This is a genomic window from Bradyrhizobium sp. Leo170 (assembly GCF_004296405.1).
Classification (GTDB): domain Bacteria; phylum Pseudomonadota; class Alphaproteobacteria; order Rhizobiales; family Xanthobacteraceae; genus Bradyrhizobium.
The window spans coordinates 17,024-41,681 of the sequence record NZ_PSRR01000033.1; the positions used below are offsets into that span (position 1 = coordinate 17,024).

Annotated in this window: 21 protein-coding genes and 1 pseudogene; 13 read left to right on the forward strand and 9 right to left on the reverse strand. The window is 63.8% G+C overall.

The annotated features are described in order from the left end of the window. Positions 1 to 71: 71 nt before the first annotated feature. Genes CWO89_RS08870 through CWO89_RS08890 form a run of 5 tightly spaced genes read right to left on the reverse strand, consistent with a single transcriptional unit; the run spans position 72 to position 4,468 of the window. Positions 72 to 995: a LysR family transcriptional regulator gene (locus CWO89_RS08870; protein WP_130578246.1), complete on the reverse strand. Its 924-nt coding sequence runs from the start codon at positions 993 to 995 to the stop codon at positions 72 to 74. Positions 996 to 999: 4 nt separating this feature from the next. Continuing rightward, positions 1,000 to 2,802, reverse strand: coding sequence for an adenine deaminase (locus CWO89_RS08875; RefSeq protein WP_130578247.1), 1,803 nt, complete (start codon positions 2,800 to 2,802; stop codon positions 1,000 to 1,002). 34 nt (positions 2,803 to 2,836) lie between these two features. Next, complete coding sequence (locus CWO89_RS08880; protein ID WP_130578248.1) at positions 2,837 to 3,469, reverse strand: glutathione S-transferase family protein; 633 nt, start codon at positions 3,467 to 3,469, stop codon at positions 2,837 to 2,839. Continuing rightward, positions 3,466 to 4,191: a Rieske 2Fe-2S domain-containing protein gene (locus CWO89_RS08885; protein WP_130578249.1), complete on the reverse strand. Its 726-nt coding sequence runs from the start codon at positions 4,189 to 4,191 to the stop codon at positions 3,466 to 3,468. Before CWO89_RS08885 ends, CWO89_RS08880 begins: the two co-directional genes overlap by 4 nt. Positions 4,192 to 4,225: 34 nt before the next feature. Continuing rightward, positions 4,226 to 4,468 carry a hypothetical protein gene (locus CWO89_RS08890; protein WP_130578250.1) on the reverse strand — a complete coding sequence of 81 codons (243 nt, stop codon included), beginning with the start codon at positions 4,466 to 4,468 and terminating at the stop codon, positions 4,226 to 4,228. A 402-nt stretch (positions 4,469 to 4,870) separates the two neighbouring features. Between CWO89_RS08890 and CWO89_RS08895 the strand changes: the two genes are divergently transcribed. From CWO89_RS08895 to CWO89_RS49440, 13 genes and pseudogenes are all read left to right on the forward strand, one after another. Continuing rightward, on the forward strand, positions 4,871 to 5,983 hold the full coding sequence (locus CWO89_RS08895) for a BMP family ABC transporter substrate-binding protein (protein ID WP_130578251.1): 1,113 nt from the start codon (positions 4,871 to 4,873) through the stop codon (positions 5,981 to 5,983). A gap of 12 nt (positions 5,984 to 5,995) precedes the next feature. Further along, positions 5,996 to 7,585, forward strand: a complete 1,590-nt coding sequence (locus tag CWO89_RS08900) for an ABC transporter ATP-binding protein (protein ID WP_207234435.1) — start codon at positions 5,996 to 5,998, stop codon at positions 7,583 to 7,585. Between the two features lie 2 nt (positions 7,586 to 7,587). Beyond that, positions 7,588 to 8,640 (forward strand): ABC transporter permease, encoded by a 1,053-nt coding sequence (locus CWO89_RS08905; RefSeq protein WP_130578252.1) that lies wholly within the window; start codon positions 7,588 to 7,590, stop codon positions 8,638 to 8,640. Positions 8,641 to 8,642: 2 nt separating this feature from the next. Beyond that, entirely contained in the window at positions 8,643 to 9,578 is a 936-nt protein-coding gene (locus CWO89_RS08910; RefSeq protein WP_130578253.1) for an ABC transporter permease, read from the forward strand. 4 nt (positions 9,579 to 9,582) lie between these two features. Then, a complete protein-coding gene (locus CWO89_RS08915) occupies positions 9,583 to 10,983 on the forward strand; it encodes an 8-oxoguanine deaminase (RefSeq protein ID WP_130578254.1) in 1,401 nt (466 codons plus the stop codon). Between the two features lie 29 nt (positions 10,984 to 11,012). Then, a complete protein-coding gene (locus tag CWO89_RS08920; RefSeq protein WP_130578255.1) occupies positions 11,013 to 11,882 on the forward strand; it encodes an aromatic ring-hydroxylating oxygenase subunit alpha in 870 nt (289 codons plus the stop codon). A 311-nt stretch (positions 11,883 to 12,193) separates the two neighbouring features. Then, entirely contained in the window at positions 12,194 to 14,443 is a 2,250-nt protein-coding gene (locus CWO89_RS08925; protein ID WP_245475837.1) for a mechanosensitive ion channel domain-containing protein, read from the forward strand. Between the two features lie 570 nt (positions 14,444 to 15,013). Continuing rightward, positions 15,014 to 15,967, forward strand: a complete 954-nt coding sequence (locus tag CWO89_RS08930; protein ID WP_130578257.1) for an ABC transporter permease — start codon at positions 15,014 to 15,016, stop codon at positions 15,965 to 15,967. Further along, a complete protein-coding gene (locus tag CWO89_RS08935) occupies positions 15,964 to 16,863 on the forward strand; it encodes an ABC transporter permease (RefSeq protein ID WP_130578258.1) in 900 nt (299 codons plus the stop codon). The genes CWO89_RS08930 and CWO89_RS08935 overlap by 4 nt, the downstream gene beginning before the upstream one ends. A gap of 41 nt (positions 16,864 to 16,904) precedes the next feature. After that, positions 16,905 to 18,611 carry an ABC transporter substrate-binding protein gene (locus CWO89_RS08940; protein WP_130578259.1) on the forward strand — a complete coding sequence of 569 codons (1,707 nt, stop codon included), beginning with the start codon at positions 16,905 to 16,907 and terminating at the stop codon, positions 18,609 to 18,611. Between the two features lie 158 nt (positions 18,612 to 18,769). Next, on the forward strand, positions 18,770 to 19,762 hold the full coding sequence (locus CWO89_RS08945) for an ABC transporter ATP-binding protein (protein WP_130578260.1): 993 nt from the start codon (positions 18,770 to 18,772) through the stop codon (positions 19,760 to 19,762). Then, a complete protein-coding gene (locus CWO89_RS08950; protein WP_130578261.1) occupies positions 19,755 to 20,753 on the forward strand; it encodes an ABC transporter ATP-binding protein in 999 nt (332 codons plus the stop codon). Before CWO89_RS08945 ends, CWO89_RS08950 begins: the two co-directional genes overlap by 8 nt. Beyond that, positions 20,753 to 21,583: pseudogene (locus tag CWO89_RS49440) on the forward strand (TetR/AcrR family transcriptional regulator); the annotation flags it as partial. The gene CWO89_RS08950 and the pseudogene CWO89_RS49440, both read left to right, overlap by 1 nt. Positions 21,584 to 22,007: 424 nt before the next feature. Here the strand turns inward: CWO89_RS49440 and CWO89_RS08960 are convergent. From CWO89_RS08960 to CWO89_RS08970, 4 genes are all read right to left on the reverse strand, one after another. Then, entirely contained in the window at positions 22,008 to 22,952 is a 945-nt protein-coding gene (locus CWO89_RS08960) for a sensor histidine kinase (protein WP_245475840.1), read from the reverse strand. Then, positions 22,895 to 23,383, reverse strand: coding sequence for a hypothetical protein (locus tag CWO89_RS47710; protein WP_245475844.1), 489 nt, complete (start codon positions 23,381 to 23,383; stop codon positions 22,895 to 22,897). Before CWO89_RS47710 ends, CWO89_RS08960 begins: the two co-directional genes overlap by 58 nt. After that, positions 23,370 to 24,062, reverse strand: coding sequence for a response regulator transcription factor (locus CWO89_RS08965; protein WP_130578264.1), 693 nt, complete (start codon positions 24,060 to 24,062; stop codon positions 23,370 to 23,372). Before CWO89_RS08965 ends, CWO89_RS47710 begins: the two co-directional genes overlap by 14 nt. Positions 24,063 to 24,264: 202 nt before the next feature. Continuing rightward, the coding region (locus tag CWO89_RS08970) for a hypothetical protein (protein ID WP_245475846.1) at positions 24,265 to 24,658 on the reverse strand (394 nt) is incomplete at its 5' end.

Here is a 24,658-nt window from a genome sequence, read left to right on the forward strand (position 1 = left end):
ATTCTCAGGTGCGAGATGTTCTGAATAGGCCCTGATTTCTCACCAGCCTGATGCGCCCTGCGCAACATCTCTCAGCCGCCGGACAGGCCCTCGATCGCCCGCGTCAGCATGGTGGCGAGGCTCGAAGCCGCTTCCGACATGCCGGACTTGGCGCGCGACAGCAGCACCAGCTTGCGCGGCCGCAATTTGGGATCGCGCAGCGGCACGAACACCAAGGCTCCGCTCCTGATCTCGCGCTGGACGCCGATCCGGGTCTGCAGCGCGACGCTGTTACCGCGCATCGCAAGATCGGCCATGACAGTGATCGAGTTGGTCAGCGCGCGCCGCCCGAAATCGATCGATGAACCGTTCAGCGCCTCCTCGATCGAGGCGCCGAGCGAGAGGCTGGCATCCGACAGCACCACGCGCTCGCCGGCGAGATCGAACAGCTTGAGTTCACTGCGGCCGGCGAGCCGATGCCCGGGATGCATCAGCGCGCCAAGATTGAGCACGGTGCCGGCGAGCCGCTGCGCGTTGCGCGGCGTCTTGATGTCGAAGGCGATGCCGATATCGCATTCGCCATCGGCCACCGCATCGAACGCGTGTTCCGATCCCATCACCTTGATATCGACTGTGATCGCCGGATAGCTCTCCCAGAACGTCGACATCACGTCGAGCAGAAGCCCGCGCGCGATGCTCTCCACCACCGCCACCGTGACAGTGCCGCGACGAAGGCCCTGGAGATCGTTGATCTCGGTGTAGGCGCGCGTCATCTCGCCCTGGCTGGCTCGCGTGCGATACAGCAGAATTTCGCCGGCGCTGGTGAGCTTCAGCCGCTGACGGATGCGCTCGAACAACGGCGTCTGCAGCTCGTCCTCGAGCTGGCCGATCACGCGGCTGATCGAGGACGGCGCGACGTTGAGCACGCGCGCGGCCTGCCGGATCGAGCCGAGCTGGGCGACGAGCTGGAAATAATGCAGGCGCGTCGAGATCAGGCCGAGCCGGTGTGGGTCCATCGTGCTATTCGAACAGCGGCGCGAGCCGCATTTCCGGCACCAGCACCAATCCCTTGTCGGTGAGGCGGATTTCGGGGATCACCGACAGCGGGATCAGGTTGAAGCCCATATAGGGAATGGTGCAACCGGCCTCCTGCCATGCCACCTTGAGTTTCTGTACCTCTTCGGCGACCTCGGTCACCCGCTTGTCGGAGAGCAGGCCCGCGATCGGCAGCGGCACCATCGCCTTCACCTTGCCGTCGGCAACGACGCAGACGCCGCCCTGATGGTCCTTGATCGCGGCGAGCGCGACCTGCATGTCATCCTCGTTGGTGCCGGCAATGATGATGTTGTGGCTATCATGCCCCACGCTCGATGCCACCGCTCCACGTTTGAGGCCGAAATCCTTGAGCAGACCATGGGCGACATTGCCGGCCGACTTGCCGTGGCGCTCCACCACAGTGACGAAGCAGAGGCCATAGCGCTCGAACAGCGGCTGCCAGTCGTTGGCCGGCTCGATCGCGACGCGGTCGTGGATCAGGGTAATGCCGGGCAGCGCGGTCCGGATGGCGTTGACGGTGCAAGCCTCGGTCGGCAGCGCCGGCGTCAGCTTCACCTTATCAGGCAGTTTCACGGTCGAATATGCGGCTTGCGGATAGCGATAGCGCTTCGACAGCGCGGCATCCAGCGACGCGGTGATCTTGCCGTTCTCGACCACGCATTCGCCGCCATACCAGGTGGCGTGCGGCTTCAGCGAGTCGTCGAGCAGCACCAGATCGGCGCGGCGGCCGCCGCCGAGGCCGCCGATCTCGCCCTCGGTGCCGAAGCGCGTGGCGCCGTGCAGCGAACCCATCGACCATGCCTGTTCCGGCGACATGCCGGCCTTCACTGCCTCGCGCACGACCCAGTCGAGACCGAATTGCAGGAGATCATCGGCGTCGCGATCGTCGGTGCAGACGGCGACGCGCTTATGCGACGCGCCGAGCTCGGTGATGGTGCGGATCGCCTGCGGCAGCGAATGCCACGACGTGGTCGGCGGACCGCCACGCAGGAAGATCCACACGCCTGCCTCCAGCAGATCGTCGGCGATATCGCGGTCGATCGCCTCATGGGTATCGGTGACACCGCTTGCCGCGTAGGCCGCAACGAATTCGCGGCCATAGACATGGCCCGACACCGGCCGGCCGCGCTTCAGCGCCGCGGCAAGGATCGCGTGGCTGCGCTCGTCGCCGAGCGTCACGGGAACGAAATCCATCTTCTCGCCGAGCGCCACCGCCTCCGGCCAGCGGTCGAACAGGCTCGCGATCTTCTCCGCCGTGAGATCGCCGCCGGCGGTCTCGAGTTCCGGCGAGGTGGCGGGCACCGTGCTCGGCACGGTCAGGAAGATCGAGAGCGGCGCCTCGCGCGCGTCCTCCAGCATCGCCTCGACGCCGGCGACATCCATCACATTGCCGATCTCGTGGCTGTCGCAGAAGATCGTCGTGGTGCCGTTAAGCAGGGCCGCTTCCGCGTAGGCGCAGGCCGTCACCATCGAGGATTCGATATGGATGTGCGGATCGACCAGCCCCGGCGCGATGATGCCGCCGGCGACGTCCTTGATCGCAGCGTCGCCGCCGGCAGCCTTGTGCGTGCCGGCCGGCTTCACCGCGGCGATCCGCCCGCCCGCGATCCAGATCTCCCTGTTGTCGATGATCCGCTCCGAATAGGTCGAGAGCACGCGCGCGCCCGTAATGACCAGATCAGGCGCCGCCCGCCCCGATGCGACGTCGGCGAGACGGCGGGTCATGGTGTGGAGCGGCTGGATGGAAAAGCGGGTGAGCTTGGTCATGGCGGCCTCTTACGTTGCGCGTGCGTGATCGGCCTCAATAATAGTCGGGAATGCCCGGCATGGTCACGAAACCTGGGATCGCCCGCACGCGGCGCATCCAGCGCCGCAGTGCCGGATAGGCCTCATGTTCGATGCCGAAATCGCGGCTCAGCGCGATTGCCGGGAACAGCGCGAGATCGGCGAGCGACGGATTATCGCCAACGAACCAGGCGGCACGATCAAATTCGCGTGCCGTCATGTGATCCTCCATCAGACGGAAGGCGCTTCGCGCAGCAAACCCCAAGGCCACTTCATCGCCTGACGCGTCGAACATCGCCAGCCGCCGCGCGAGAAAGGCGGCATGGAGATCGCGGCCGGCAAATTGCAGCCACATTGCGACCAAGCCGTGCGCTTTCGGGTCAGTGGGCAACCAGGCGTTACCGTTGTCATAGGCGCGGGCGAGATAGATCATGATCGCTTCCGCTTCGCTCAGCACGAATTCGCTGTTCGTGAGGATCGGCAGGCTGCCGCGCGGATTGAGCGCCATCAGCGCGGGTGCGAGATGTTCACGGCCCGGCACCACGTTGACCGCGACTTTGCGGTAGGACAATCCGAGCACGGACAGGAGCAGCCGCACCTTGTAACAGTTTTCGTCGAGCTCGAAGTCGTAGAGAGTAATCTCGCTCACGGCGCCACCTCGTGGCGCAGTTCGCCAACGTGCCTCGCCGCCCCTTCGACCTCACGCCGCAAAGCCTCACCCCAGGCGGAGACACGTTTCTGGCTATCGCCGGAATAGACGTCCGGCGGTCCCGCGATGACGATATGCAGCGCGGATTCCACGTCGGATAGCGGCTGCACCGCGACCAGAATTTCGTCGCCACCGCTCTTGAGCGAGACCAGCGCATCGGTTCGCGACCGCTGCGTCGCGCCGCCGACATTCTTGAGCGGCGGGCATTCGGCGAGGACGAGCGCGTCGAACACCTTGGCTGCCGAAGCATCGACATAGAGGCTGCGCACCGGTGTCATCGGCGCGCGCTCGGCAAACCCGATGTCCGGCGGCGCGTCGCCGTCGAGCTCGTTATAGCCCCAGACGATGCCGAGCCGCTCGATCGAAGGATAGGTCGCAACCCGGATCGTGGCGGGCACGGCAAGTTCGGGATGCGCCGGAATATAGCGGCATTGCGCCGACGTATCGTACTGCCAGCCGTGATAGAGGCAGGCGATATGATTGTCGCGCACGAAGCCGAAACTCAAGCGCATGCCGCGATGCGGGCAGCGGTCTTCCCAGACATGCGAGGTATCAGCGCTGTCGCGCCAGACCACAAGCTCGCGGCCGAACAACCGCGTGCCAGTGGACATGCCGCGCTCCAGCCCCTCCGCCAGCGCGACCGGATACCAACCTGTTTCCATCAGCCCATCTCCATCACCAAGCCCAAAGCACGACTTACACCGAGGCATTTTTCCGCCAGACATCCCGCACCAGGCAGTCGATCGGCCCGAGGCTGCACGCCATCTCGAACGCGTCGACCAGCGCCGGCTGTCCTGAAACTGCTACCTCGATGCAATCAGGCGTCGCCGTCTCCACCACTGCATCGAGCTGCAAACGCCGCGCGCGGTGGTTGACGAACTCGACAAAACTCTCGACGCGAAACTGTCCGCTGAAGACGATGACGGTTGCTCCCTGCATGCGCTCACATCCCTGTGGTTCGATTTATTCGAGCGTGCCGCGATCAGGGCAAGCGGAAAGATTGCCCATGCATATCCTTTGAGCAGAGAAGCAGCGATCTGCTTGTTTTTTAAGGCATCGTTGCCGAACGATGTTGCGCTGGATCGATCACCGCAATCGAAAAAAAGCGCCTATGCGAAACAGGGAACGACAGACAGGCTGAATGTGCGCAAGCGTGCGGGATGGGCCGGTGATGCCGCCGATGCGCGGGCTGCGGCATGGACCTTGCTACTGAAATCCTTCGGTAACCGAGCGCCGACACGTTGTGTCGGCGATCGGCTTTGCCCGGAGTTTCCGGCAGGTCTTGGTCACGGCAACCATCCGCAAGAGAACACAGGCTCCAACACGAGGCTTAGCTCAATCATGTCAGACCTCCGCCATCTGTCCCGCCGGCGCTTCCTGAACCTCGGTGCCGCCGCCGGTTCCTCGCTCCTGCTGCCGCCAGGCCTGATCCGCTCCGCGCGCGCCGCGGCGCCGCTGCCGGCGGTCGCCGAGAAAGATGCCGTGATCGCCTTCGGCCACACCGGTCCCGTCACCGACGAAGGCTGGACGTGGAGTCACGACCAGGGGATGAAGGCGGTGAAAGCGGCGTTCCCGCAGGTGAAGACCGTGTTCGTGGAGAGCATCCCCTACTCCGCCGATGCGACGCGCACTTACCGCCAGTTCGTTTCCGAGAATGCCTGCATGGTGTTCGCGACCTCGAACTTCGGCGACTTTCTCTACGACGTGGCGAAGCGCTCGCCGAAGGTCGCGTTCTACGAATGCGACGGCCGCAACCCGCTCGACAATCTCAGCACCTATTATGTCGCGCACTGGTACCCGACCTATGTCACGGGCGTCGCCGCCGGCCTGATGAGCAAGAGCGGCAAGCTCGGCTATGTCGCATCCTTCCCGGTCCCGTCAGTTTTCTCCGGCACCAACGCGTTCCTGATGGGCGCACGCTCGGTCAATCCGAACGCAACCATGCAGGTCATCACCATCAATTCCTGGTTCGATCCGCAGGCAGCCACCCAAGCCGGCACCGCGCTGCTCGACAATGGCTGCGACCTCCTGTTCGGCATCATGGACGAGGCGGGATATCTGCAGGTCGCCGAGAAGCGCGGCGCCAAGGCGGTGATGTGGAACACCGATATCCGCCGCTATGGGCCGAAGGCCTACATCAGCTCGATCGTCATCGACTTCAAGCAATACTATGTCGGTGAGGTGAAGAAGCGGCTCGAAGGCACCTGGACGCCCTCCAGCACCATCCTGCCGATGGGCACCGGCGTCGACCGCGACGCCTGGGGCGAGAGCGTGCCGGAGGATGTCCGCAAGCAGGCCGACGCGGTGCGCGAAAAGATCCTCGGCGGATGGTCGCCTTTCGTCGGCGAGATCAAGGACGCCAAGGGCAATGTGAAGGTCGCCAGTGGTAAACGCATGAGCGAGAGCGAACTCTACAACTGGGATTGGCCGATCGCCGGCATCTCCGGGCTCTGACGCGCAATCGTGATGGCGATGCCCGATGTCACCGAGCGTCCTCCCGGCACGCCGCCACTCGTGCAGCTCCGGGGCATCGCCAAGTATTTTCCCGGCGTCGTTGCCAATCAGGACGTGGACCTCGAAGTATGGCCCGGCGAGATCCACGCACTCCTGGGCGAGAACGGCGCCGGGAAATCCACGTTGATGAACATCCTCACCGGCATCTATCAGCCGGATGCCGGGGAGATCATCATCGACGGCTACCTGAAAAGCTTCGCCTCGCCGGTGGAGGCGATCGCGGCCGGCATCGGCATGGTGCACCAGCATTTCAAATTGGTGCGCGCGTTCACCGTCGCCGAGAACATCCATCTCGGCTGGTCGGAAACGCCGCGCGCGATCAGCGCGCAGGAACTGGAAGCGCGCACCGCGCAGCTTTCGGCCTCGCTCAATCTCGCAGTCCGTCCAGACGTGCGGATCGACGAACTCTCGACCGGCGAGCAGCAGCGGGTCGAGATCTTGCGCGTGCTCGCGCGAAAAGCGCGCGTATTGATCCTGGACGAGCCGACCGCGGTGCTGACGCCCTCGGAAGCGCGCGAATTGTTCAAGGCGCTGAAGGAGTTCGTCGCGCGCGGCAACGCCGTGATCTTCATCAGCCACAAGCTCGACGAGGTGCTTGAGATTTCCGACCGCATCACCGTGCTGCGCGGCGGCCGCAAGGTGGCGACCGAGCCGACCAGCGCCTGCAGCGAGACGATGCTGGCGAAACTGATGGTCGGCCACGAGATCGTGCTCGACGATTTGCGCGCACGCGGACCGAACGCGGTCGCCAAATCCAACGAGCCCGTCGTCCGCCTGCGCGAGGTGACGGCGCGGGACAGCACCGGCCATATCGTCCTGAACAAGGTTTCGCTCGATATCGCAGGCGGAGAGATTCTCGGCATCGCAGGGGTGGCCGGCAATGGGCAGAAAGAGCTGAGCGAACTTCTGACCGGAATGCGCGCGGCCAGCTCCGGACAGATCATGCTCGGCGGGCGCGATGTCTCGACCGCAGGCGCCGGTGATTTCGCGGATTTCGGCGTCGGCCATATCCCTGAGGACCGGCTGCGCAGTGGACTTGCGCCCGCGCTCAGCGTCACCGACAACGCGGTGATCCGCGAATATGACCGCGCGCCGGTCTCGCTCGGACCGTGGTACCGGCCGCGCGCGGCAGCGGCGCTGGCGCGCAAAATCGCGGAAGCTGCCGCCGTGATGGTGCCGAACTATTCGATGCCGATCCGCAACCTCTCCGGCGGCAACCAGCAGCGCTTCGTGGCGCGGCGCGAGATGCGGATCGCCACGAAACTGCTCGTCGCCGCCTATCCGAGCCGCGGCCTCGACGTCGGCGCCATCAACACCATGATGCGCTATTTCGTCGAGCTGCGCGACGCCGGCGTCGGCATCGTCGTGATCTCGGAAGAGCTCGAGGAACTGCTCAACCTCTCCGACCGCATCGCGGTGATGTTCCACGGCGAGATCATGGGCATCGTCGACAGCGCGGGCGCCGATATCGAACAGATCGGCCTGATGATGGGCGGTCAGCGCGCGGCCACACCAGTGCGCGCGGCCGCGATGGTGCATTGACGATGGCGATCCGCCTGCAACGCCTGCCATCGGCCTCGCCTGGCATCGCGCTTGCGGCGCGCGCGATCGCGATCCTGTTCGCGCTCATCACCGCCGGTCTCCTGCTCGCGGCCAGCGGCGCGCAGCCGCTCAAGCTGGCGCTGCAGGTTCTGAGGTCGACGTTCGGCTCCGGTTTCGGGCTCGAGGACGTCGGCCTGCTGGTCACACCGCTGATCCTCACCGGGCTTTCGGTCGCCGTCGCGCTCAGGATCGGCGCCTGGAATATCGGCGCGGAAGGACAATTCTATGCCGGCGCCTTTGCCGCGACCGGCGTAGCGCTGTTCGTCCCCGGCCCGACCATTGTGATGCTGCCGCTGATGTTCCTCGCCGGCGCAATTGGCGGTCTGATCTGGATCCTGGTGCCGACGCTGGCGCGGGCCTATGCCGATGTCAGCGAGCTCATCACGACGCTGCTGCTCAACTTCGTCGCCACGCTGCTGGTCTACTATGTCGCGACCGGCCCTTGGCTCGATCCCGGCGGGCATGCGCTGGGGACCACCGCGCGGCTGAAGCACGACGTGCCCGAATTCATCGGCATGGTGCATTGGGGCTTTCCGATCGCGATCCTGGTGGCCGTGATCACGGCCGCCGCCTTCAGCTTCACGCGCTGGGGCTATGAGGTGCGGATCGCGGGCTCCAACCCGCAGGCCGCCAAATATGCCGGCATGCCGTTCCGCCGCCATTTGATCGTGGTGATGCTGCTGTCGGGCGCGATCGCTGGCATCGCCGGCATGCCCGAGGTGGCCGGCACAGTGCATCGGCTGCAGGGCGGCATCTCCAACAATTTCGGCTATCTCGGCATCATGGTCGCGGTGCTGGCGCGCGGCTCCTGCATCGGCGTGATTGCCGGTGCGGCGCTGATGGCCGTGATCCTCAACTCCGGCATCATCCTGCAGACGCAGGGCGTCAATACGTCCACCGTGCTCGCCATCACCGGGCTGATCCTGTTCTTCACCGCCGTCGGCGACGAGCTCGCGCATTTCCGCATCGTCAGCAGCAAACCGGCCGAGGCCTGAAGATGGACCTGATCGTAGGCATCCTGCACACTTCGCTGCTTGCCGGCGGCGTGCTGGCGCTGGCCGCGCTTGGCGAGGTGCTGGCCGAGCGCGTCGGCGTGGTCAATCTCGGCGTCGAAGGATTGATGGCGCTCGGCGCGATCACCGGCATTGCCGCGGTCGTGACGACCAAGAGCCCGACCGCCGGTTTCGCACTGGCGCTCGCTGTAGGTTTGCTGGTCGGCATGGTGTTTGCCGCGATCACGGTCTATCTGCGCGCCAACCAGGTGCTGTGCGGCCTCGCATTGACCTTGATGGGCACCGGCTTTGCCGCGACCGTCGGCAAGGCCTATTCCGGAATCCCGGCACCGGCGACGTTTACCGGCGTCGAGATCCCCTATCTCAGCTCGATCCCGCTGATCGGCCAGGTGCTGTTCACGCAGAATGTGCTGGTCTACCTGATCTACATCATCCTGCCGGTGATGCTGCATGTCCTGATGTTCCGCACCCGGCATGGCCTCAACCTGCGCGCGGTCGGCGAGAACCCGGCAGCGGCCGATGCCGCAGGGATCGCCGTGCAGCGGATCCGCTTCTGGTATGTGACCGCGGGCGCCGCGCTCGCCGCCGGCGCCGGTGCCTATCTCACGCTCGCTTTCGTTCCCTCCTGGTCGGAAGGCGTCGTCGCCGGCCGCGGCTGGATCGCGGTGGCGCTGGTGATCTTCGCCGGCTACCGCCCGCTGAATGCGGTGCTGGCGGCACTGCTATTCGGCGTCATCACGTCGCTCGGCTTCGTCGGGCAGGCGCGCAACTGGCCGATCGCCGCGCCGGTGCTCTCGATGCTGCCCTATCTCGGCACCATCGCCTTCATCGTCGTTCCCGTCGTCGCATGGCACCGCATGCGCCAGGTGATGGCCGCGCCTGCCGCGCTCGGCGTTCCCTATTATCGTGACCTGCGGTGACCTTATGTCCACGCTGCTTGTGAAGAACATCGATCATCTCGCGACCTTCGACGATGCCAATCGCGAGATCAAAGGCGGCGCGCTGTTCGTCCGCGACAATGTCATTGAGGCGGTCGGCAGCAATGCGGAGCTTGCGCACCTCGCCGCCGACGAGGTGGTCGATCTTTCCGGCCACCTGGTGATGCCGGGCATGGTCAACACCCATCATCACATGTACCAGAACCTGACACGGGTGATGGTGCAGGACGATGAATTGTTCGTCTGGCTGACCACGCTCTATCCGATCTGGGCGGAGCTCGATGACGAGGCGATCTATGTCTCGGCCCGCGTCGCGATGGCGGAATTGATCGCCTCGGGCTGCACCACGAGCTCCGATCATCTCTATATCCAGCCCAATAATGTCCGGCTCGACAGCACGATCCAGGCGGCACAGGAGCTGGGCCTGCGCTTCCACGCCGCGCGCGGCGCGATGTCCCGCGGCAAGAGCCAGGGCGGACTGCCGCCGGACAATTGCGTCGAGAAGGAAGCGGACATCCTGAAAGATGCCGAACGGCTGATCCAGACCTATCATGACCCGAGCCGGCACGCGATGAGCCGGATCGTGCTCGCGCCCTGCTCGCCCTTCTCGGTAACACTAGGCCTGATGAAGGAAGCCGCCCAGCTTGCGCGCAGCCACAAGGCTGTACACCTGCATGCGCATCTCGCGGAAGATCTCGACGAAGAGGTCTATTGCCGCGATATCTACGGCATGCGGCCGGTGGAATTCGCCGGCTCGGTCGACTGGCTCGGGCCCGACGTGTGGTTCGCCCATGCCATCTTCCTCGACAGCGGCGAGATCAAGACCTTCGCCGAGACCGGCACCGGCATGGTGCACTGCCCCTCCGCCAACATGCGGTGCGGTCAGGGCATTGCAAAAATCCGCGAGATGCGTGACGCCGGCGTCACCTGCGGGCTCGGTGTCGACGGCTCCGCTTCCAACGACACTTCCAACCTGTTCCTCGAGGCGCGGCTGGCGCAGATGCTGCAGCGGGTCGCGCCGCACCGCTATCTCTCGGAGGCGCCCGGCGGCCGCGGCGGATTCGGCGGCAGCCCGAAGGCGCTGTCGGCGCGCGAGGCGCTGGACATGGCGACGCGCGGGGGCGCCAAGCTGCTCGGCCGCGACGATATCGGCTATCTCGCGCCCGGCATGAGCGCCGATTTCATCGCGATCAAATTGAACCAGCTCGGACTCTCCGGCACCCAGCGCGATCCGCTGGCGGCGATGATCATGTGCGGTCCGTTCAAGGTGGACTATTCCTTCATCAACGGGCGCAACATCATCCGCCGCGGAGAATTTGTGCATCACGACGTCGAGGCGTCGCTTGCGGACCACGCGAAGATCATGCAACGAATCTACCGGCAATAGGCCGACCGCAACGAAGCGGAGCTTGCACCATGAATGGCTACATCGACCCCGGCACGCTGAACCAGTGGTATGTGCTGGATGCGCTCACCGACATCCCGGCATCGCCCCGGCGCAATCGCCTGCTCGGCGTTGAGCTGACCACGTTCCGCGACGCGGATGGCGCGATCATCGTCTCGGCGGAAGACCGCGACGATCCGCTGCCGGTGCGGGAGCGTTACGGCTACCTCTGGACCACGCTGGGAAAACCTGATCGCGACGTGTTGCCGCTTCCCGAAGCCGAGGAGAAGGACCGGCGGCATGTGATCTGCGGCGCGGTCTCGGTGCGCTCGTCGGGCTTGCGCATCGTCGAGAATTTTTTGGATATGGCGCATTTCCCGTTCGTCCACACCGATATCCTCGGCGCCGAGCCGCATACGGAGGTGCGCCACTACACGACGGAGATCCGCCGCGACGTCGACGAAGTCTGGGCCACCGACTGCGAATTCTTCCAGCCGCAGGCGGCGCTGTCGGCCCAGGACGGCAGCGTCACACAATATATCTACCGGGTCGCCGCCCCCTTCGCGACGCTGCTCTACAAGACCTGCCTGAATGTCGCCGATCGCTGGGATGTGATCTGCCTGTTCGTGCAGCCGCTCGACCCCGACCATTGCCGCGCCCATCCGGTGAGTTTCCTGATCGACGACACCTCCGAACTCGCCGATCTCGTCCAGTTCCAGCAAATGATCTTCCTGCAGGACCGCATCATCCTGGAAAACCAGCGCCCGCGGCTGCTGCCGCTGGAACCGCGGGCGGAAATCCCGACCCGGGCGGACGCCTCCTCCGTGGTATACCGGCGCTGGCTGAAGGAAAAAGGGGTGGTTTACGGAACCACGCTCGGCGCAACGGCGGCATTTTCGTAGGGGTATTGGAACATCTTGTGACTAGAGCATTTTCGGTTCTGATTGAATCAGAACCGAAGCTCTAGATTCTTGTTTTGACGCGTTTTCTTCACGCGAACCGGTGTCCACTTCGCTCGAAAACGCTCTAATGCGTTGGCAGGCAGGGTGATGCCTGTCACAGGCATGCCAAACTATGGCCGTACCGGCGTTAAATACACGCGATTCCCGTCACCCCTCATGATCGCTGCATTTTTATGCCGAGCAACAGTCTCCGACTCATCACGATTGCGCTCACCTGTCTGCTGCTGCTGATTGCGCCGGCGCGATCGCAAATGCTTCTTCCGAACACGTCGCCGCCTCCTCCGCCACCGACAGCAGCGGCGCAGGCGCAAGCGACCCTGGATATCCTGCAGGACGACCACAAGCGGGCGCAGCTCATCCAGACGCTGCAGACCATCGCGAAAGCGTCCTCCTCCGGCGCGCCCGCGCAGCCGCAAGGTTCGGCGTCGCCGCCGGCCTTCACCGATAATCTTGGCGTCCAGCTTCTTGCCGAAGTCTCGGACTGGTTCGGTGACGTCTCGGACCAGCTCGCCACCGCGGCCCGCACCGTGTCCGACTTTCCGATGATCTGGGGCTGGCTGGTCAATCTCACCACCAATCCGTACATGCAGCAGATGCTGCTCGACACGGCGTGGCGGCTCGTGCTCGTCATCGCCTGCGCTTTCATGGCGGAATGGATCATCCGCCGCGCGATCCGGCGTCCGCTCGCCGCCATCGACCGCTATATTCCATTGCGCGCGCGGCATGCGGATACCGTGCGGGATGCGGGTGCGGCCACCGAAACGCAGCCGGTCCGGCGCTGGCATGCAACGCTCACCTATGCCTGGCAGCTCGCCATCCGGCTTCCCTTTGCATTGGCACGGCTGTTCCTGGACCTGCTGCCTGTGATCTGCTTCGCGGCGATCGGCAATCTCCTGCTCGCGACCGACATCGGCCGCGCACCGACGCCCCGCGTCGTCATCTTGGCAATGGTCAATGCTTACGTGATCTACGGCAGCATCCTCGCTGTCACCGCGTCGGTGATCTCCCCGGCTTCCAGCCAGCCCAGCCTGTTCATCATCCGCGACGAGGCCGCCGCCTATCTCGACATCTGGTGGCGGCGCATCGTGGCCGTCACCGTGTTCGGAGTCGCCCTCGCCAACATCGCGCTGCTGCTCGGCCTGTATCGGCCGGCCTATCACGCCCTGATCCGGCTGTTGATGCTGGTGGTGCACCTGTTCGTGGTCATCATCATCCTGCAATGCCGCCGCGGCGTCGCCGACTGGATCCGGGCGCCGGAGGGCGCGCGCGGCCCGCTCGTGGTGATGCGCAACCGATTCGCCGACGTCTGGCACATTCTCGCGATCGTCCTTGACCTCGCGCTATGGACCGTCTGGGCGCTGCGGGTGCAGAACGGCTATGCGCTGCTGTTCCGCTATTTCGTCGCCAGCGTCGCCGTGCTCCTGATCGCGCGGCTGGCGCAGATCGCGATGATGGCGGCGCTGGACCGCGTGTTCCGCATCAGCCCGGAATTCACGCGCCAGTTTCCGGGCCTCGAAGCACGCGCCAACCGGTATTTCCCTGCGTTGCGGAGCATCGTCTCGGGCGTGATCGCTGTCATCACCGTGATCGCGCTGCTCGAGGTCTGGGGCCTGGATGCGGCGGCATGGTTCACCAGCGATCATATCGGCGGACGCCTGCTGTCGGCACTGATCACGGTCGCCATCGCCGGCGTGGTCGCGCTTGCGATCTGGGAAGCGGTCAATGCCGCCGTCGAGCAGCATCTGCTGCAGCTCGCGCGCGAAGGACGCTACGCCCGCGCCGCGCGGATGCGCACCTTCCTGCCGATGCTGCGCACGACCCTGCTGTCGGTCATTCTCACCGTCGTCGCGCTGACGGCGCTGAGCCAGCTCGGCGTCAACATCGCGCCACTGCTGGCCGGCGCCGGCATCGTCGGCATCGCCATCGGCTTCGGCTCGCAGAAACTGGTGCAGGACGTCATCACCGGGCTGTTCCTCCTGCTCGAGAACGCGATGCAGGTCGGCGACTTCGTTACCGTGTCGGGCCTGTCTGGTGTCGTCGAGAACCTCTCGATCCGCACCATCCGGCTGCGCGCCGGCGATGGTTCCGTGCACATCATCCCGTTCAGCTCGGTGACATCAGTCACCAATACCAACCGCGGCATCGGCAATGCCGCGGTCAGCGTCAACGTGGACTACAACGAAGATCCCGATCGCGTCGGCGCCGTGCTGAAGGAGATCGGCGCCGAGCTGCGCAAGGATCCCGCATTCCAGCACATGATCCGCGGTGATCTCGATCTCTGGGGCGTCGACAAGGTCGATGCCACCATGACGACCGTCGTCGGGCAGATCCAATGCACCGACTCCGGACGCTGGCCGGTGCAGCGCGAGTTCTACCGGCGGATGAAGAAGCGCTTCCACGAACTCAACATCCAGATCGCCCGGCCACCGCAGACGATGCTCGTGCTGCAGTCGCCGCTCGAGCGGAAAGACGAGCCACGCGGCGCGGAAGCCGCGGAATAACCGCGGCGATATTCCGCGCAGCAGCATGATCCGAACTGATCGGATCGGTTGGACATCGCAAGCCTCCCACCTCTCCCGCTTGCGGGAGAGGTCGGCGCGTAGCGCCGGGTGAGGGCTCTCTCCATTCGGGGAATCCCAATGCGGAGAAACCCTCACCCCAGCCCTCTCCCGCTTGCGGGAGAGGGAGCGCAGCGTTCATCGCGGATACGATTCGATCTCATCTCATCATGCTCCAGGAACTTTCTTCCGGCGCCCTGATCGTGACCCCACTGCGGCCACGAGCCGCACCTGCATTTTCAAAAACCGAGTATGGTAGCTGCCAGCGCGCTCGGAGGCAGTCGTCTCATCCACGAAGCTGTTGCAAGCGCGCTAAGCGGTGATACGATCCTAACAACAGTGAGGAAACGCCAGAAATTGCAGCGTTGCAACGCAAGTTGAGCGGCGAATTTCTCCTCACGAAAAATCGGCAACAGACCGATTGCAAGAGGGAGGACTGCAAGGTGAAGCCAGCGAACGCTTTTTTCGAACTTCCGGAATGCTCGATGGCTGCTACCATCAGCGGGTAGGCCCTTGTACGGATACATTGTGCGCCGGCTGCTGGCGCTGATCCCCACGCTGCTGTTTGCCAGTCTGATCGTGTTCGCCACGGTACGGATGATTCCGGGCGACGTGATCGACATGATGCTGAGCCAGAACGATCTGGCGGCTGACAAGCTGAGCCGCGAACAGCTCGTTCATGCGCTCGGCCTCGACAAGCCTATGGCCGAACAATACCTGATCTGGATCGCCGGCATCTTGAAAGGCGATTTCGGCCGGTCGCTCTGGCAGTCGACTCCCGTCCTCGAGCTCGTCCTGCAGCGCCTGCCTGTCACCTTTGAGCTCGGCGTCATCGCGCTCGCGGTGGGTCTCGTGATCGCGCTCCCGATTGGCGTCTACTCCGCCGTTCGGCAGGACACGGTGGGAGATTTCGTCGCGCGCTCGTTTTCGATCCTCCTGCTGGCCGTGCCGAGCTTCTGGATGGGCACCATGGTGATGGTGTTCCCATCGATCTGGTGGGGCTGGTCGCCCGAAGTGAACTACGTGAAGTTCGCCGACGACCCGATCCAGAACCTCAAGCAGATCATCGTGCCGGCCATGGTTCTCGGCGCGAGCCTATCGGCTGTCACGATGCGCATGACGCGCACCATGATGCTCGAGGTGCTGCGCCAGGACTATATCCGTACCGCCCGTGCCAAGGGTCTCAATCAACGCCTCGTCATCATGCGCCACGCCTTGCGCAACGCGCTCATCCCGGTGATTACGCTCGTGGGCCTCCAGGCCCCCTTGCTGATCGGCGGCGCCATCATCATCGAGCAGATCTTCGTCATCCCCGGCATGGGGCTTCTCCTGCTCGAGGCGGTGAATCAGCGAGACTACCCGATCATCACCGGCGTGTTCCTGACGGTGGGACTCGCAGTGATGCTCATCAACCTCATGGTCGATCTCAGCTACGGGCTGCTCGATCCCCGGGTGAGGACCAGATGACGGCGATCGAACAGGCCAATCCCTCCGTCGGCCAGGAGACGAGACGCAACCCGGCACTGCAGTTTCTGGGCCGCCTGTTCCGCGAGAAGCCGTTTGGTGCCGCGGCCGGGATCATCTTTCTGCTGTTCGTCTTTGCCGGCCTGTTCGCGGATGTGCTGGCGCCCTATGGCTTCAACGAGATCAATCCCATACAGCGGCTGAAGCCGCCGTCGTGGGCGCATCTCTTCGGCACCGACAATCTCGGCCGGGACCTGTTCTCGCGCTGCCTGTATGGCGCCCGCCTTTCGGTGATCATCGGTTTCTCGGCCGCGTTTCTCGCAACCGTGATCTCGGTGCTGATCGGCGCGCTGACAGGCTATCTCGGCGGCCGCTTCGATATGATCACGCAGCGGTTCGTCGATGCCTACATGTCCTTTCCCGAACTCGTGATCCTGATCGCCGTCGTCTCCGTCGTCGGTCCGGGCATGCCGCAGATCATCGGCGTGTTGAGCCTTGCCTTCGGCATCGCCGGCTCCCGCATCATACGCGGCGCCGTCGTCTCCGTGCGCGAGCACATGTATGTGCACGCCAGCCAGTCGATCGGTGCCTCCACCAGCCGCATCCTTTGGCGGCATATCCTGCCCAACATCATGCCGCCGATCATCGTGCTGTTCACGACCCGCGTCGGCGCCGTGATCCTCGTCGAATCCGGACTGTCGTTTCTCGGTCTTGGCGTTCCCCCGCCGGCGCCGACCTGGGGCGGACTGCTGTCGGGCAGCGGGCGAACCTACATGTTCCAGGGTCCATGGCTGGCGCTGGCGCCGGGGCTCTGCCTGACCATCGTCGTCTATGCCACCAACGTCTTTGGCGATGCCCTGCGCGACCTGCTCGACCCGCGCATGCGCGGATCGCGATAGCCGGCGGCCATACAAAACAAACAAAGAGGAGGGAGAGGAACATGGATCGGAAGACGACGTTCGGCGGTTTCGCGCGAGGTTTGGCCATCGCGGCCATGCTTGGCCTGGCGCAGTCGCCAGCCCTGGCGGACGAAAAGCCGCAAGCGGGCGGCACGCTCAACATCGGCATGGTCTATGTGACCCTGTCGCCCCTGTCGTGGGATCCCGCCGACTGGACCTGGAAATTCCAGCAGGACACCGGGCTGATGTACGAACAGCTCTTTGTCGGCGATCTTTCCAAGGCCAAGCGCAACGGCGGCAAATACAGCTTCGTGCCCGACGCCTGGCTGCCGAGCGACGCCATCAAGGGTGAACTCGCGGAAAGCTGGGAATGGAAGGAAAATCCACTCCGAGTCGAGGTCAAGCTCCGCAAGGGCGTCATGTTTCCCGAAAAGCCGGGCGTTATGGCCTCACGCGAACTCGTCGCCGACGACGTCGTGCAAAGCTACTACCGCCTCGACAAGAGCCCGAAGAAGGTCCCGACCTATTTCGATCATGTGCAGAAAGTCGAGGCGACCGACCCGCATACGGTCGTCTTTACCTTCAACAACTATCACGCCGAGTGGGATTACCGTTTCGGCTGGGGCTACTATTCCGGCATCGTGCCGCAGGAAGTGGTCGACGCCGGCGCCGGCAACTGGAAGAACGCCAACGGCACCGGCCCATTCATGCTGACCGACTATGTCCAGGGCAACGCGGTCACATTCTCGAAGAACCCGGTCTACTGGGACAAGGAAAAGATCGGCGGCCAGGAGTACAAGCTGCCGTTCGTCGACAAGATCGTCTATCGCACCATAAAGGACGAGGCCACATACCTCACCGCGCTCCGCACTGCCAAGCTCGACCTTCTCGAATCGATCAGATGGACCGCCGTGGACGAATTGAAGAAGAGTGCGCCCCAATTGCAGTGGTCGCGTTCGCTCGGGACCGGCGGCACCTTCCTCGCCATGCGCGTCGACACCAAGCCGTTCGACGACATTCGTGTGCGACGCGCCCTGAACATGGCGGTCAACAAGAAGGAGATCGTGGCCTCCTACTATAATGGCAATGCCGAACTGTTCGCCTATCCCATGCATCCGGACTACATCGGCTATTACGAGCCGCTGGAGAGCATGCCCGACAGCGTGAAGGAGCTCTTCACCTACAATCCTGACAAGGCGAAGGCCTTGCTGAAGGAGGCCGGATACCCAAACGGCTTCTCCTTCAAGGTCCAGGTCTGCTCCTGCTCGCCGGATCACATGGATCTGCTGCCGCTGGTTGCGGCTTATCTAGAGAAAGTGGGCGTCAAGCTGGAGATCCAGCCGATGGAATATGGCGCCTTCCTCTCCGCCATGACGACGAAGACCAACGCCGCGGGCTATTTCATGCGCAACGGCCACACCAATCCCACGACGTCGATCCGCAAGAGCTTCGTCACCAAGCAGACCTGGAATCCGTCGCAATACTCCGATCCAGAGTTCGATAAAAAGATGAACGACGTCTACCTGGAGCGGGACGAGTCAAAGCGCCAGGAAATGATCAAGGCGTTGACGCGCGAGATCGTGGACAAGGTCCCCTATATCTGGCTGCCCGTCGACTACTTCTATACGGCATGGTGGCCGTGGGTGAAGAACTATGGCGGCGAACTGCGTGTCGGCTCCGAGCGACCCGGTCCTATCCATGCTCGACTCTGGATCGATCAAGATTTGAAGAAGAAGCTTGGCTATTAGAGCGTTTTCGAGCGAAGTGGACACCGGTTCGCATAGCAATCAAGTTTACGCAGATTGCGTAGACTTATCTGCGCAGAAAACGCGTCAAAACAAAGAATCTAGAGCTTCGGTTCTGATGCAATCAGAACCGAATATGCTCTAGGGAAATGAGCCTCGCAATGACGGCGGCAGCCAAACCTCTCCTCAGCGTACGCAACCTCGTGACCCGGTTCGGTCGCGGGCGGGGGGCGGTGACTGCCGTCGATGATGTCTCCTTCGATGTCGGCGTGGGCGAGACGGTGGCGATCGTTGGCGAGTCGGGCTCAGGCAAGAGCGTGACCGCGCTGTCGATCCTGCGCCTGATCCCCTCGCCGCCCGGCCGGATCGAAAGCGGCGAGATCCTGTTCGAAGGCACTGACCTCACCAAGCTCTCCGAGCGCGAGATCATGGAGATACGCGGCAACCGCATCGCCATGATCTTCCAGGAGCCGATGAGCTCGCTCAATCCGGTGCTCACGGTGGGATTGCAGGTTGCCGAACCGATCAATGTCCATCGGCGCAAGCCCTGGGATGCGGCGCTCGGCACGGCCAAGCAACTGCTCGGACGGGTGCGGATGTCGGATGCGGAATCGCGGCTCCGCGCCTATCCGCATCAGTTCTCGGGCGGCATGCGCCAGCGTGCCATGATCGCGATGGCGCTGGCCTGCGAGCCACGGCTGATCATCGCGGACGAGCCGACCACGGCGCTGGACGTGACCGTTCAGGCGCAGATCCTCGATCTGCTGAAGGACCTCGCGCAAGGTTCTCGCTGCTCGCTGATCCTGATCACGCACGACCTCGGAGTCGTTGCGCGCTATGCCGACAGGGTTGTCGTGATGTATGCGGGGCGCGTGGTGGAACAGGCGCCTGCGCGTGAGCTTTACGCCAATCCCCGCCACCCCTACACACGCGGCTTGATGGCATCGGTGCCGCGGCTCGACGGCGACACCAGCAAGCGGCTGGTGCCGATCGAGGGACAGCCGCCCAACCTCGCCAGGCTACCGACGGGATGCGCGTTTGCGCCGCGCTGCAGGCAGGCCACCGAGCTTTGCCAGCGCGAGCGGCCGGCGCTGGCCGAGATAGGCCCGCAACACCAAACCGCCTGCTGGCTGGAGACACCTGCACATGTCTGAGGCCGATGTCCTCCTCCGCGTCGACGATCTGCAGGTGCACTTCCCCGTGCACAAGGGCGCGGTGTTCCGCAAGCAGGTGGCGACGGTAAAGGCCGTCGACGGCGTCTCCTTCCAGTTGAAACGCGGCGAGACGCTTGGCCTTGTCGGCGAGAGCGGTTGCGGAAAATCGACGACGGGCCTTGCAATCCTGCGGATGTTGGAGCCGTCCGGCGGGCGTATCGAGTTCGAAGGCCAGGACATTACCCATTTCGACAAGTCCAGCCTGCGTCCGCTGCGCCGGCGCATGCAGATGGTCTATCAGGATCCGTTCGGATCGCTCAATCCGCGCATGAAGGTCCGCGATATCATCGGCGAACCGCTCGAGGTTCATGGCCTCGCGAACGACAGGAAGGCCTTTGATCAACGGATCGCCCAGTTGATGCGGACTGTCGGGCTGTTGCCCGACATGGCCGACCGCTTCCCGCACGAATTCTCCGGCGGCCAACGACAGCGGATCGGCATTGCGCGCGCGCTGGCGCTCGAGCCCGCACTCATCATCTGCGATGAGCCGGTCTCTGCGCTTGACGTGTCGATCCAGGCGCAGGTCGTGAACGTCTTCGTCGAGCTGCAGCAACGGCTCGGCATGGCCTATCTCTTCATCGCCCATGACCTTGCCGTGGTCCGCCACGTCAGCGACCGCATCGCCGTGATGTACCTTGGGCGGATCGTCGAAATCGCGGCGCGGGACGAGATTTATCGTAAGCCGCTCCATCCTTATACCCAGGCACTGCTGGCGGCCGTGCCGGTCGCAGATCCCGTCGTCGAGGCCACCCGCAAACGCGTTCCGGTCTCGGGCGAGGTGCCGAGCGCCATGAATCCGCCGTCCGGCTGTCGCTTTCACACGCGCTGTCCGCTTGCGATGGATCGCTGTCGACACGAGGATCCTGCGCTGCGCGACCTCGGTGCCGGTCGGGCCGTCGCCTGCCACCTCCACGACATGGCCGCACAATAATGCCGTCCGAGAGGTCGACGCGGCGCAGTGATCCGGCTCGGTACACGCAAAAATACCTGAAGCGGCGCGAGGCGATCATCGGAACATCGGCGCGCCTGTTCAACCGCGATGGCCTGAAGGGCGCGACCCTTGCCGAGATCGCAGCGGATGTCGGCCTCCTGACCCACAGCATCACCTACTACTATCGCCGCAAGGAAGACCTCGCGGCGGCATGTCTGCTCGCGGCGATAGAGACAACCAAAACCGTGGTCCTCGACGCGGCACGGGAGAGCCGGCCGGAAGACAGAATCCGCAGCTACGTATGCGGCTACGCCAATCTCTTGGCGGAGATCGCCACCGGCACGCGAGACGAGCTGGTGTTCTTCAACGATATCCGCGCACTGACCGGATCCCATGCACGTCGCGTGTTCGACGCCTACAACGATCTGTTCCGCAGCGTGCGCTCGCTGCTTCCCCGCAGCGAGTCGGCGGAAGATCGCCTGTCGCGAAATGCGAGAGCCCACCTCCTGCTGTCGCTCGTCAACATGATGCGGGCGTGGATATCACGCTATGAGCCGTCCGACTATCGGCCGGCGGCTGAAAGGATGTCTGCGATCCTGATCGATGGCCTTGCCCGGTCCCCCAAATCCTGGCGGGAAGGCGGAGCGCCCGAGCTCGGTTGGCCGCGAGCTGCGACCGCACGGGACGTCGTTCCAGAGGCCTTTCTGCGCGCGGCCACCATGATGGTGAATGAACAGGGCTATCGCGGCGCATCGCTGGAAAGGATCGCGAGCAGCCTCAACCTGACCAAGGGATCGTTCTATCATCACTACACGAGCAAGGACGAATTGATCCTCGCCTGCTTCGAACGAACCTTTGACGTGGTCCGGAGAATGCAGTCGCTCGCCATCGAGCGCAGCCCATCCGGTTGGGCTCGCCTCTGCACGAGCGCGCGGGAGCTTGTCCGCTTTCAACTGTCCGATCAGGGACCCCTGCTGCGGATCACTGCCTGGGGTGCGCTCCCGCTCGGCCGGCGAAAGGATGCCCAGGCCGGGCTCAACCGCCTCACCGAGCGTTTCGGCAGGTTTATCGTGGAAGGAATGGAACAGGGCCAGGTGCGCACGCTCGACGCCTCCATTGCCGCGCAGCTCGTGTCGACGATGGTCAATGCAGCGTCCGAGTTGCAGCGATGGGCGCCTGGTATCACCCCGGAGACCGCGGTTCGGCTCTACGCCCGTCCGCTCTTCACTGGCCTGTTGTCGACAGATAATTCCGCTAACTCGCCGGCGCCGAGAACCAGAGCTTGAACTGAAGACCCGGTGAATGATCGAGCATCTCGATCCGGGCGCCATGAAGGTTGGCCACCGCGGCGACTAGGCTCAGTCCAAGGCCGTTTCCAGGCGTGTAGCGGCTCTGCTCGAGCCGGTAAAATCGCTTGAAGACATGGTCGCGTTCGCACTGGGGAATTCCGGGCCCGTCATCTGTGATCGCAATGACGGCCCCGTCATCGACATTTTCGCAGGCAACCACGATCTTGCCACCGGCGCGGCCGTGCTTGATGGCATTGTCCACGAGGTTGGCGATGGCATCGAACAGGAGATCGCGGTCGCCGGTGACCCGCACCTCGCGGTCGCCAGTTATGGAAAGATCGGTGCCATCGCGCTCCGCCGCGGCATCATAGAGCTCGACGACCTCGCTTGCGATCTCGACCAGGTTCACGTTGCGAAACGCGCCCTTGCGCACCTGGGTCTCGATATGCGCGATCCGCGTGATCGACGAAAACATCCCCAAGACGGCATCGAGGTCCGCGATCGTGTCGCCGATCAGCGCTTGATCGTTCTCGCCGATACGCCCGCCGTGAAAGGCCTTCTCCAGCCGTCCGCGCATCCGGGTGAGCGGCGTCCGCAGATCATGCGCGACATTGTCGCTCACCTGCTTGACGTCGCCCATCAAGGCCTCGATGCGATCGAGCATCAGGTTCAGGTTCTCCGCCACGCGATCCCATTCGTCATGACTGCCGCGCAGCGGAATTCGCTTGTCGAGGCCGCTTTGCATGATGGCCCGGCTGGTCGCGTTGATCTCTTCTATTCGTCCCACCGTTCGCTGCGTGACCAGGATGCTCGCCACCACCGCAATCACAAACATCAAGAAAATGATCGCAATTACCGCCGCCCAGATCTTGGCGGCAAAGCTGTCGAGGTCGCTGATATCAGTTCCCACCAGTAGGCGATCGCGCCCGGCAGCGTTGCAGACATGGCGCGAAACCGCGATTGACTTGCCGCATCCGACGCACGAGGGGCATGAAACTCCGTCCATCCCTGCGCTGCCGTGGCCGCCGAAGGCCATTTGTCGAGATTGCCGGCGAGAACAGCCGATGCATGATCGACCAGGAGATACACGTGTTCTGCAGGACTGCTGCCAGCTATCCGATTTCGGATCAGCTCGATCAGTTCCCTGCGTCCTGATCGCTCGTAGGCGCCGAGCAAACTGGAATATTCGGCCATGATGGCCTGATCTGATCGGCTGCGCACGAAAGAGGCAGTGGACAGATAGACACAGATGAAGATGGCGGAGGCGATTACGCCAAAGGTCACGATCGCGGCCAGCGCCAGCTTGAAGGTCGTTGACCTCAGTGTATCAGCCAGGAGCACGGAGACAGTACCCCATGCCGCGGACGGTATGGATCAACGGATAGGCCTGCTGGTCGTCGACCTTGCGACGCACGCGTCCGACATAGACGTCGATGATATTGGTCGAGGGATCGAAGTGGAGATCCCACACGTGCTGCAGCAGCATCGCGCGGGAGACGACGCGGCCTTCGTTGCGGACCAGATACTCCAGAAGCTGAAATTCCCGCGGGAGCAGCGGAATGTCCTTGCCGCGGCGGTTGGCGGTGCGCGAGATCAGGTCGATGGCGAGATCGCCGACCCGCAGGATGGTGTCCTTGGCGATGGTTTCGCTGCGCCGGCCAAGCGCTTCCAGCCGCGCCAGCAATTCGACAAAGGAGAAAGGTTTGACCAGATAATCATCGCCGCCGGCGCGCAGGCCACGGACCCGATCATCGACCTCGCCGAGCGCGCTGATGATCAGGAAGGGAGCGGCGACGCCACCGTCGCGCAATTGACGCATGACCGCGAGGCCATCGATGTCGGGAAGCATGCGGTCGATCGTGATCAGGGCATGGTCGCGAGACGTGCCGCGGCGCAGGGCTTCGTTGCCACTCGCGGCCAGATCCACCTCGTAGCCGCTGCTCGTGAGTTGCTCGGCGAGTTGGCCGGCGGTTTCCGGGTCGTCCTCGACGACCAGAATGCGGCGATGACCTGCCGTCATGGTCTTCTTCCGAATGACTGGCCACGAAGGCGCGGCGTTCCTGCAGACCAGGACGTCGCGCAACTGGCTTTGTCGGAGACGCTCATCGTACTCCGATGGTTGCGCGGGACGGCTCACATGAATGTGACGATTACCCAAGGCCCACCCGGCGAGGCTTCGCCGGAAGGTACCCTGGCACGATCATCACACCGTCGTTCGGCAGTCAGTAGTAACCGTCGTACCCGCAGACGTTGACCCACTGCAGTCCATATCCCGTCCACACTCTGGTCCAGCAGTCGTCGTAGTAGCCGGCGTAGGCGGCGTAGCCGAAGGGCACGCCGATGAACGCAAAGCGATTGAAGCGGTTGCGGAAGAAGCGGTTATGGAAGCCATGCCGGAAGGCTGCGCTTCGAAAGGCTGCGCCTCGAAAGGCAGGGCTCGCGAAGCGAGGCGCGAATGCAGCATTCGCGAACCGCGCACTGGCAAACCGCCCACCCACAAAACGCGGTCCTCCGCCTATGGCGGCAAAACGCGGTCCTCCGCCCATGCCGCCGAAACGCGGACCTCCGCCTATGGCATGCATCCCGCCTCCGAAGCCACCGCCGCGGAAGCCTCCG

What these genes read in the sequence shown, in the direction of transcription:
- CWO89_RS08940 (WP_130578259.1), top strand. Translation starts at nt 16,905, where the DNA reads ATGGATCGGAAGACGACGTTCGGCGGTTTCGCGCGAGGTTTGGCCATC.
- CWO89_RS08890 (WP_130578250.1), bottom strand. Translation starts at nt 4,468, where the DNA reads ATGCAGGGAGCAACCGTCATCGTCTTCAGCGGACAGTTTCGCGTCGAG.
- CWO89_RS08870 (WP_130578246.1), bottom strand. Translation starts at nt 995, where the DNA reads ATGGACCCACACCGGCTCGGCCTGATCTCGACGCGCCTGCATTATTTC.
- CWO89_RS08915 (WP_130578254.1), top strand. Translation starts at nt 9,583, where the DNA reads ATGTCCACGCTGCTTGTGAAGAACATCGATCATCTCGCGACCTTCGAC.
- CWO89_RS08895 (WP_130578251.1), top strand. Translation starts at nt 4,871, where the DNA reads ATGTCAGACCTCCGCCATCTGTCCCGCCGGCGCTTCCTGAACCTCGGT.
- CWO89_RS08935 (WP_130578258.1), top strand. Translation starts at nt 15,964, where the DNA reads ATGACGGCGATCGAACAGGCCAATCCCTCCGTCGGCCAGGAGACGAGA.
- CWO89_RS08910 (WP_130578253.1), top strand. Translation starts at nt 8,643, where the DNA reads ATGGACCTGATCGTAGGCATCCTGCACACTTCGCTGCTTGCCGGCGGC.
- CWO89_RS08905 (WP_130578252.1), top strand. Translation starts at nt 7,588, where the DNA reads ATGGCGATCCGCCTGCAACGCCTGCCATCGGCCTCGCCTGGCATCGCG.
- CWO89_RS08900 (WP_207234435.1), top strand. Translation starts at nt 5,996, where the DNA reads ATGGCGATGCCCGATGTCACCGAGCGTCCTCCCGGCACGCCGCCACTC.
- CWO89_RS08950 (WP_130578261.1), top strand. Translation starts at nt 19,755, where the DNA reads ATGTCTGAGGCCGATGTCCTCCTCCGCGTCGACGATCTGCAGGTGCAC.
- CWO89_RS08875 (WP_130578247.1), bottom strand. Translation starts at nt 2,802, where the DNA reads ATGACCAAGCTCACCCGCTTTTCCATCCAGCCGCTCCACACCATGACC.
- CWO89_RS08885 (WP_130578249.1), bottom strand. Translation starts at nt 4,191, where the DNA reads ATGGAAACAGGTTGGTATCCGGTCGCGCTGGCGGAGGGGCTGGAGCGC.
- CWO89_RS08925 (WP_245475837.1), top strand. Translation starts at nt 12,194, where the DNA reads ATGCTTCTTCCGAACACGTCGCCGCCTCCTCCGCCACCGACAGCAGCG.
- CWO89_RS08965 (WP_130578264.1), bottom strand. Translation starts at nt 24,062, where the DNA reads ATGACGGCAGGTCATCGCCGCATTCTGGTCGTCGAGGACGACCCGGAA.
- CWO89_RS08945 (WP_130578260.1), top strand. Translation starts at nt 18,770, where the DNA reads ATGACGGCGGCAGCCAAACCTCTCCTCAGCGTACGCAACCTCGTGACC.
- CWO89_RS08920 (WP_130578255.1), top strand. Translation starts at nt 11,013, where the DNA reads ATGAATGGCTACATCGACCCCGGCACGCTGAACCAGTGGTATGTGCTG.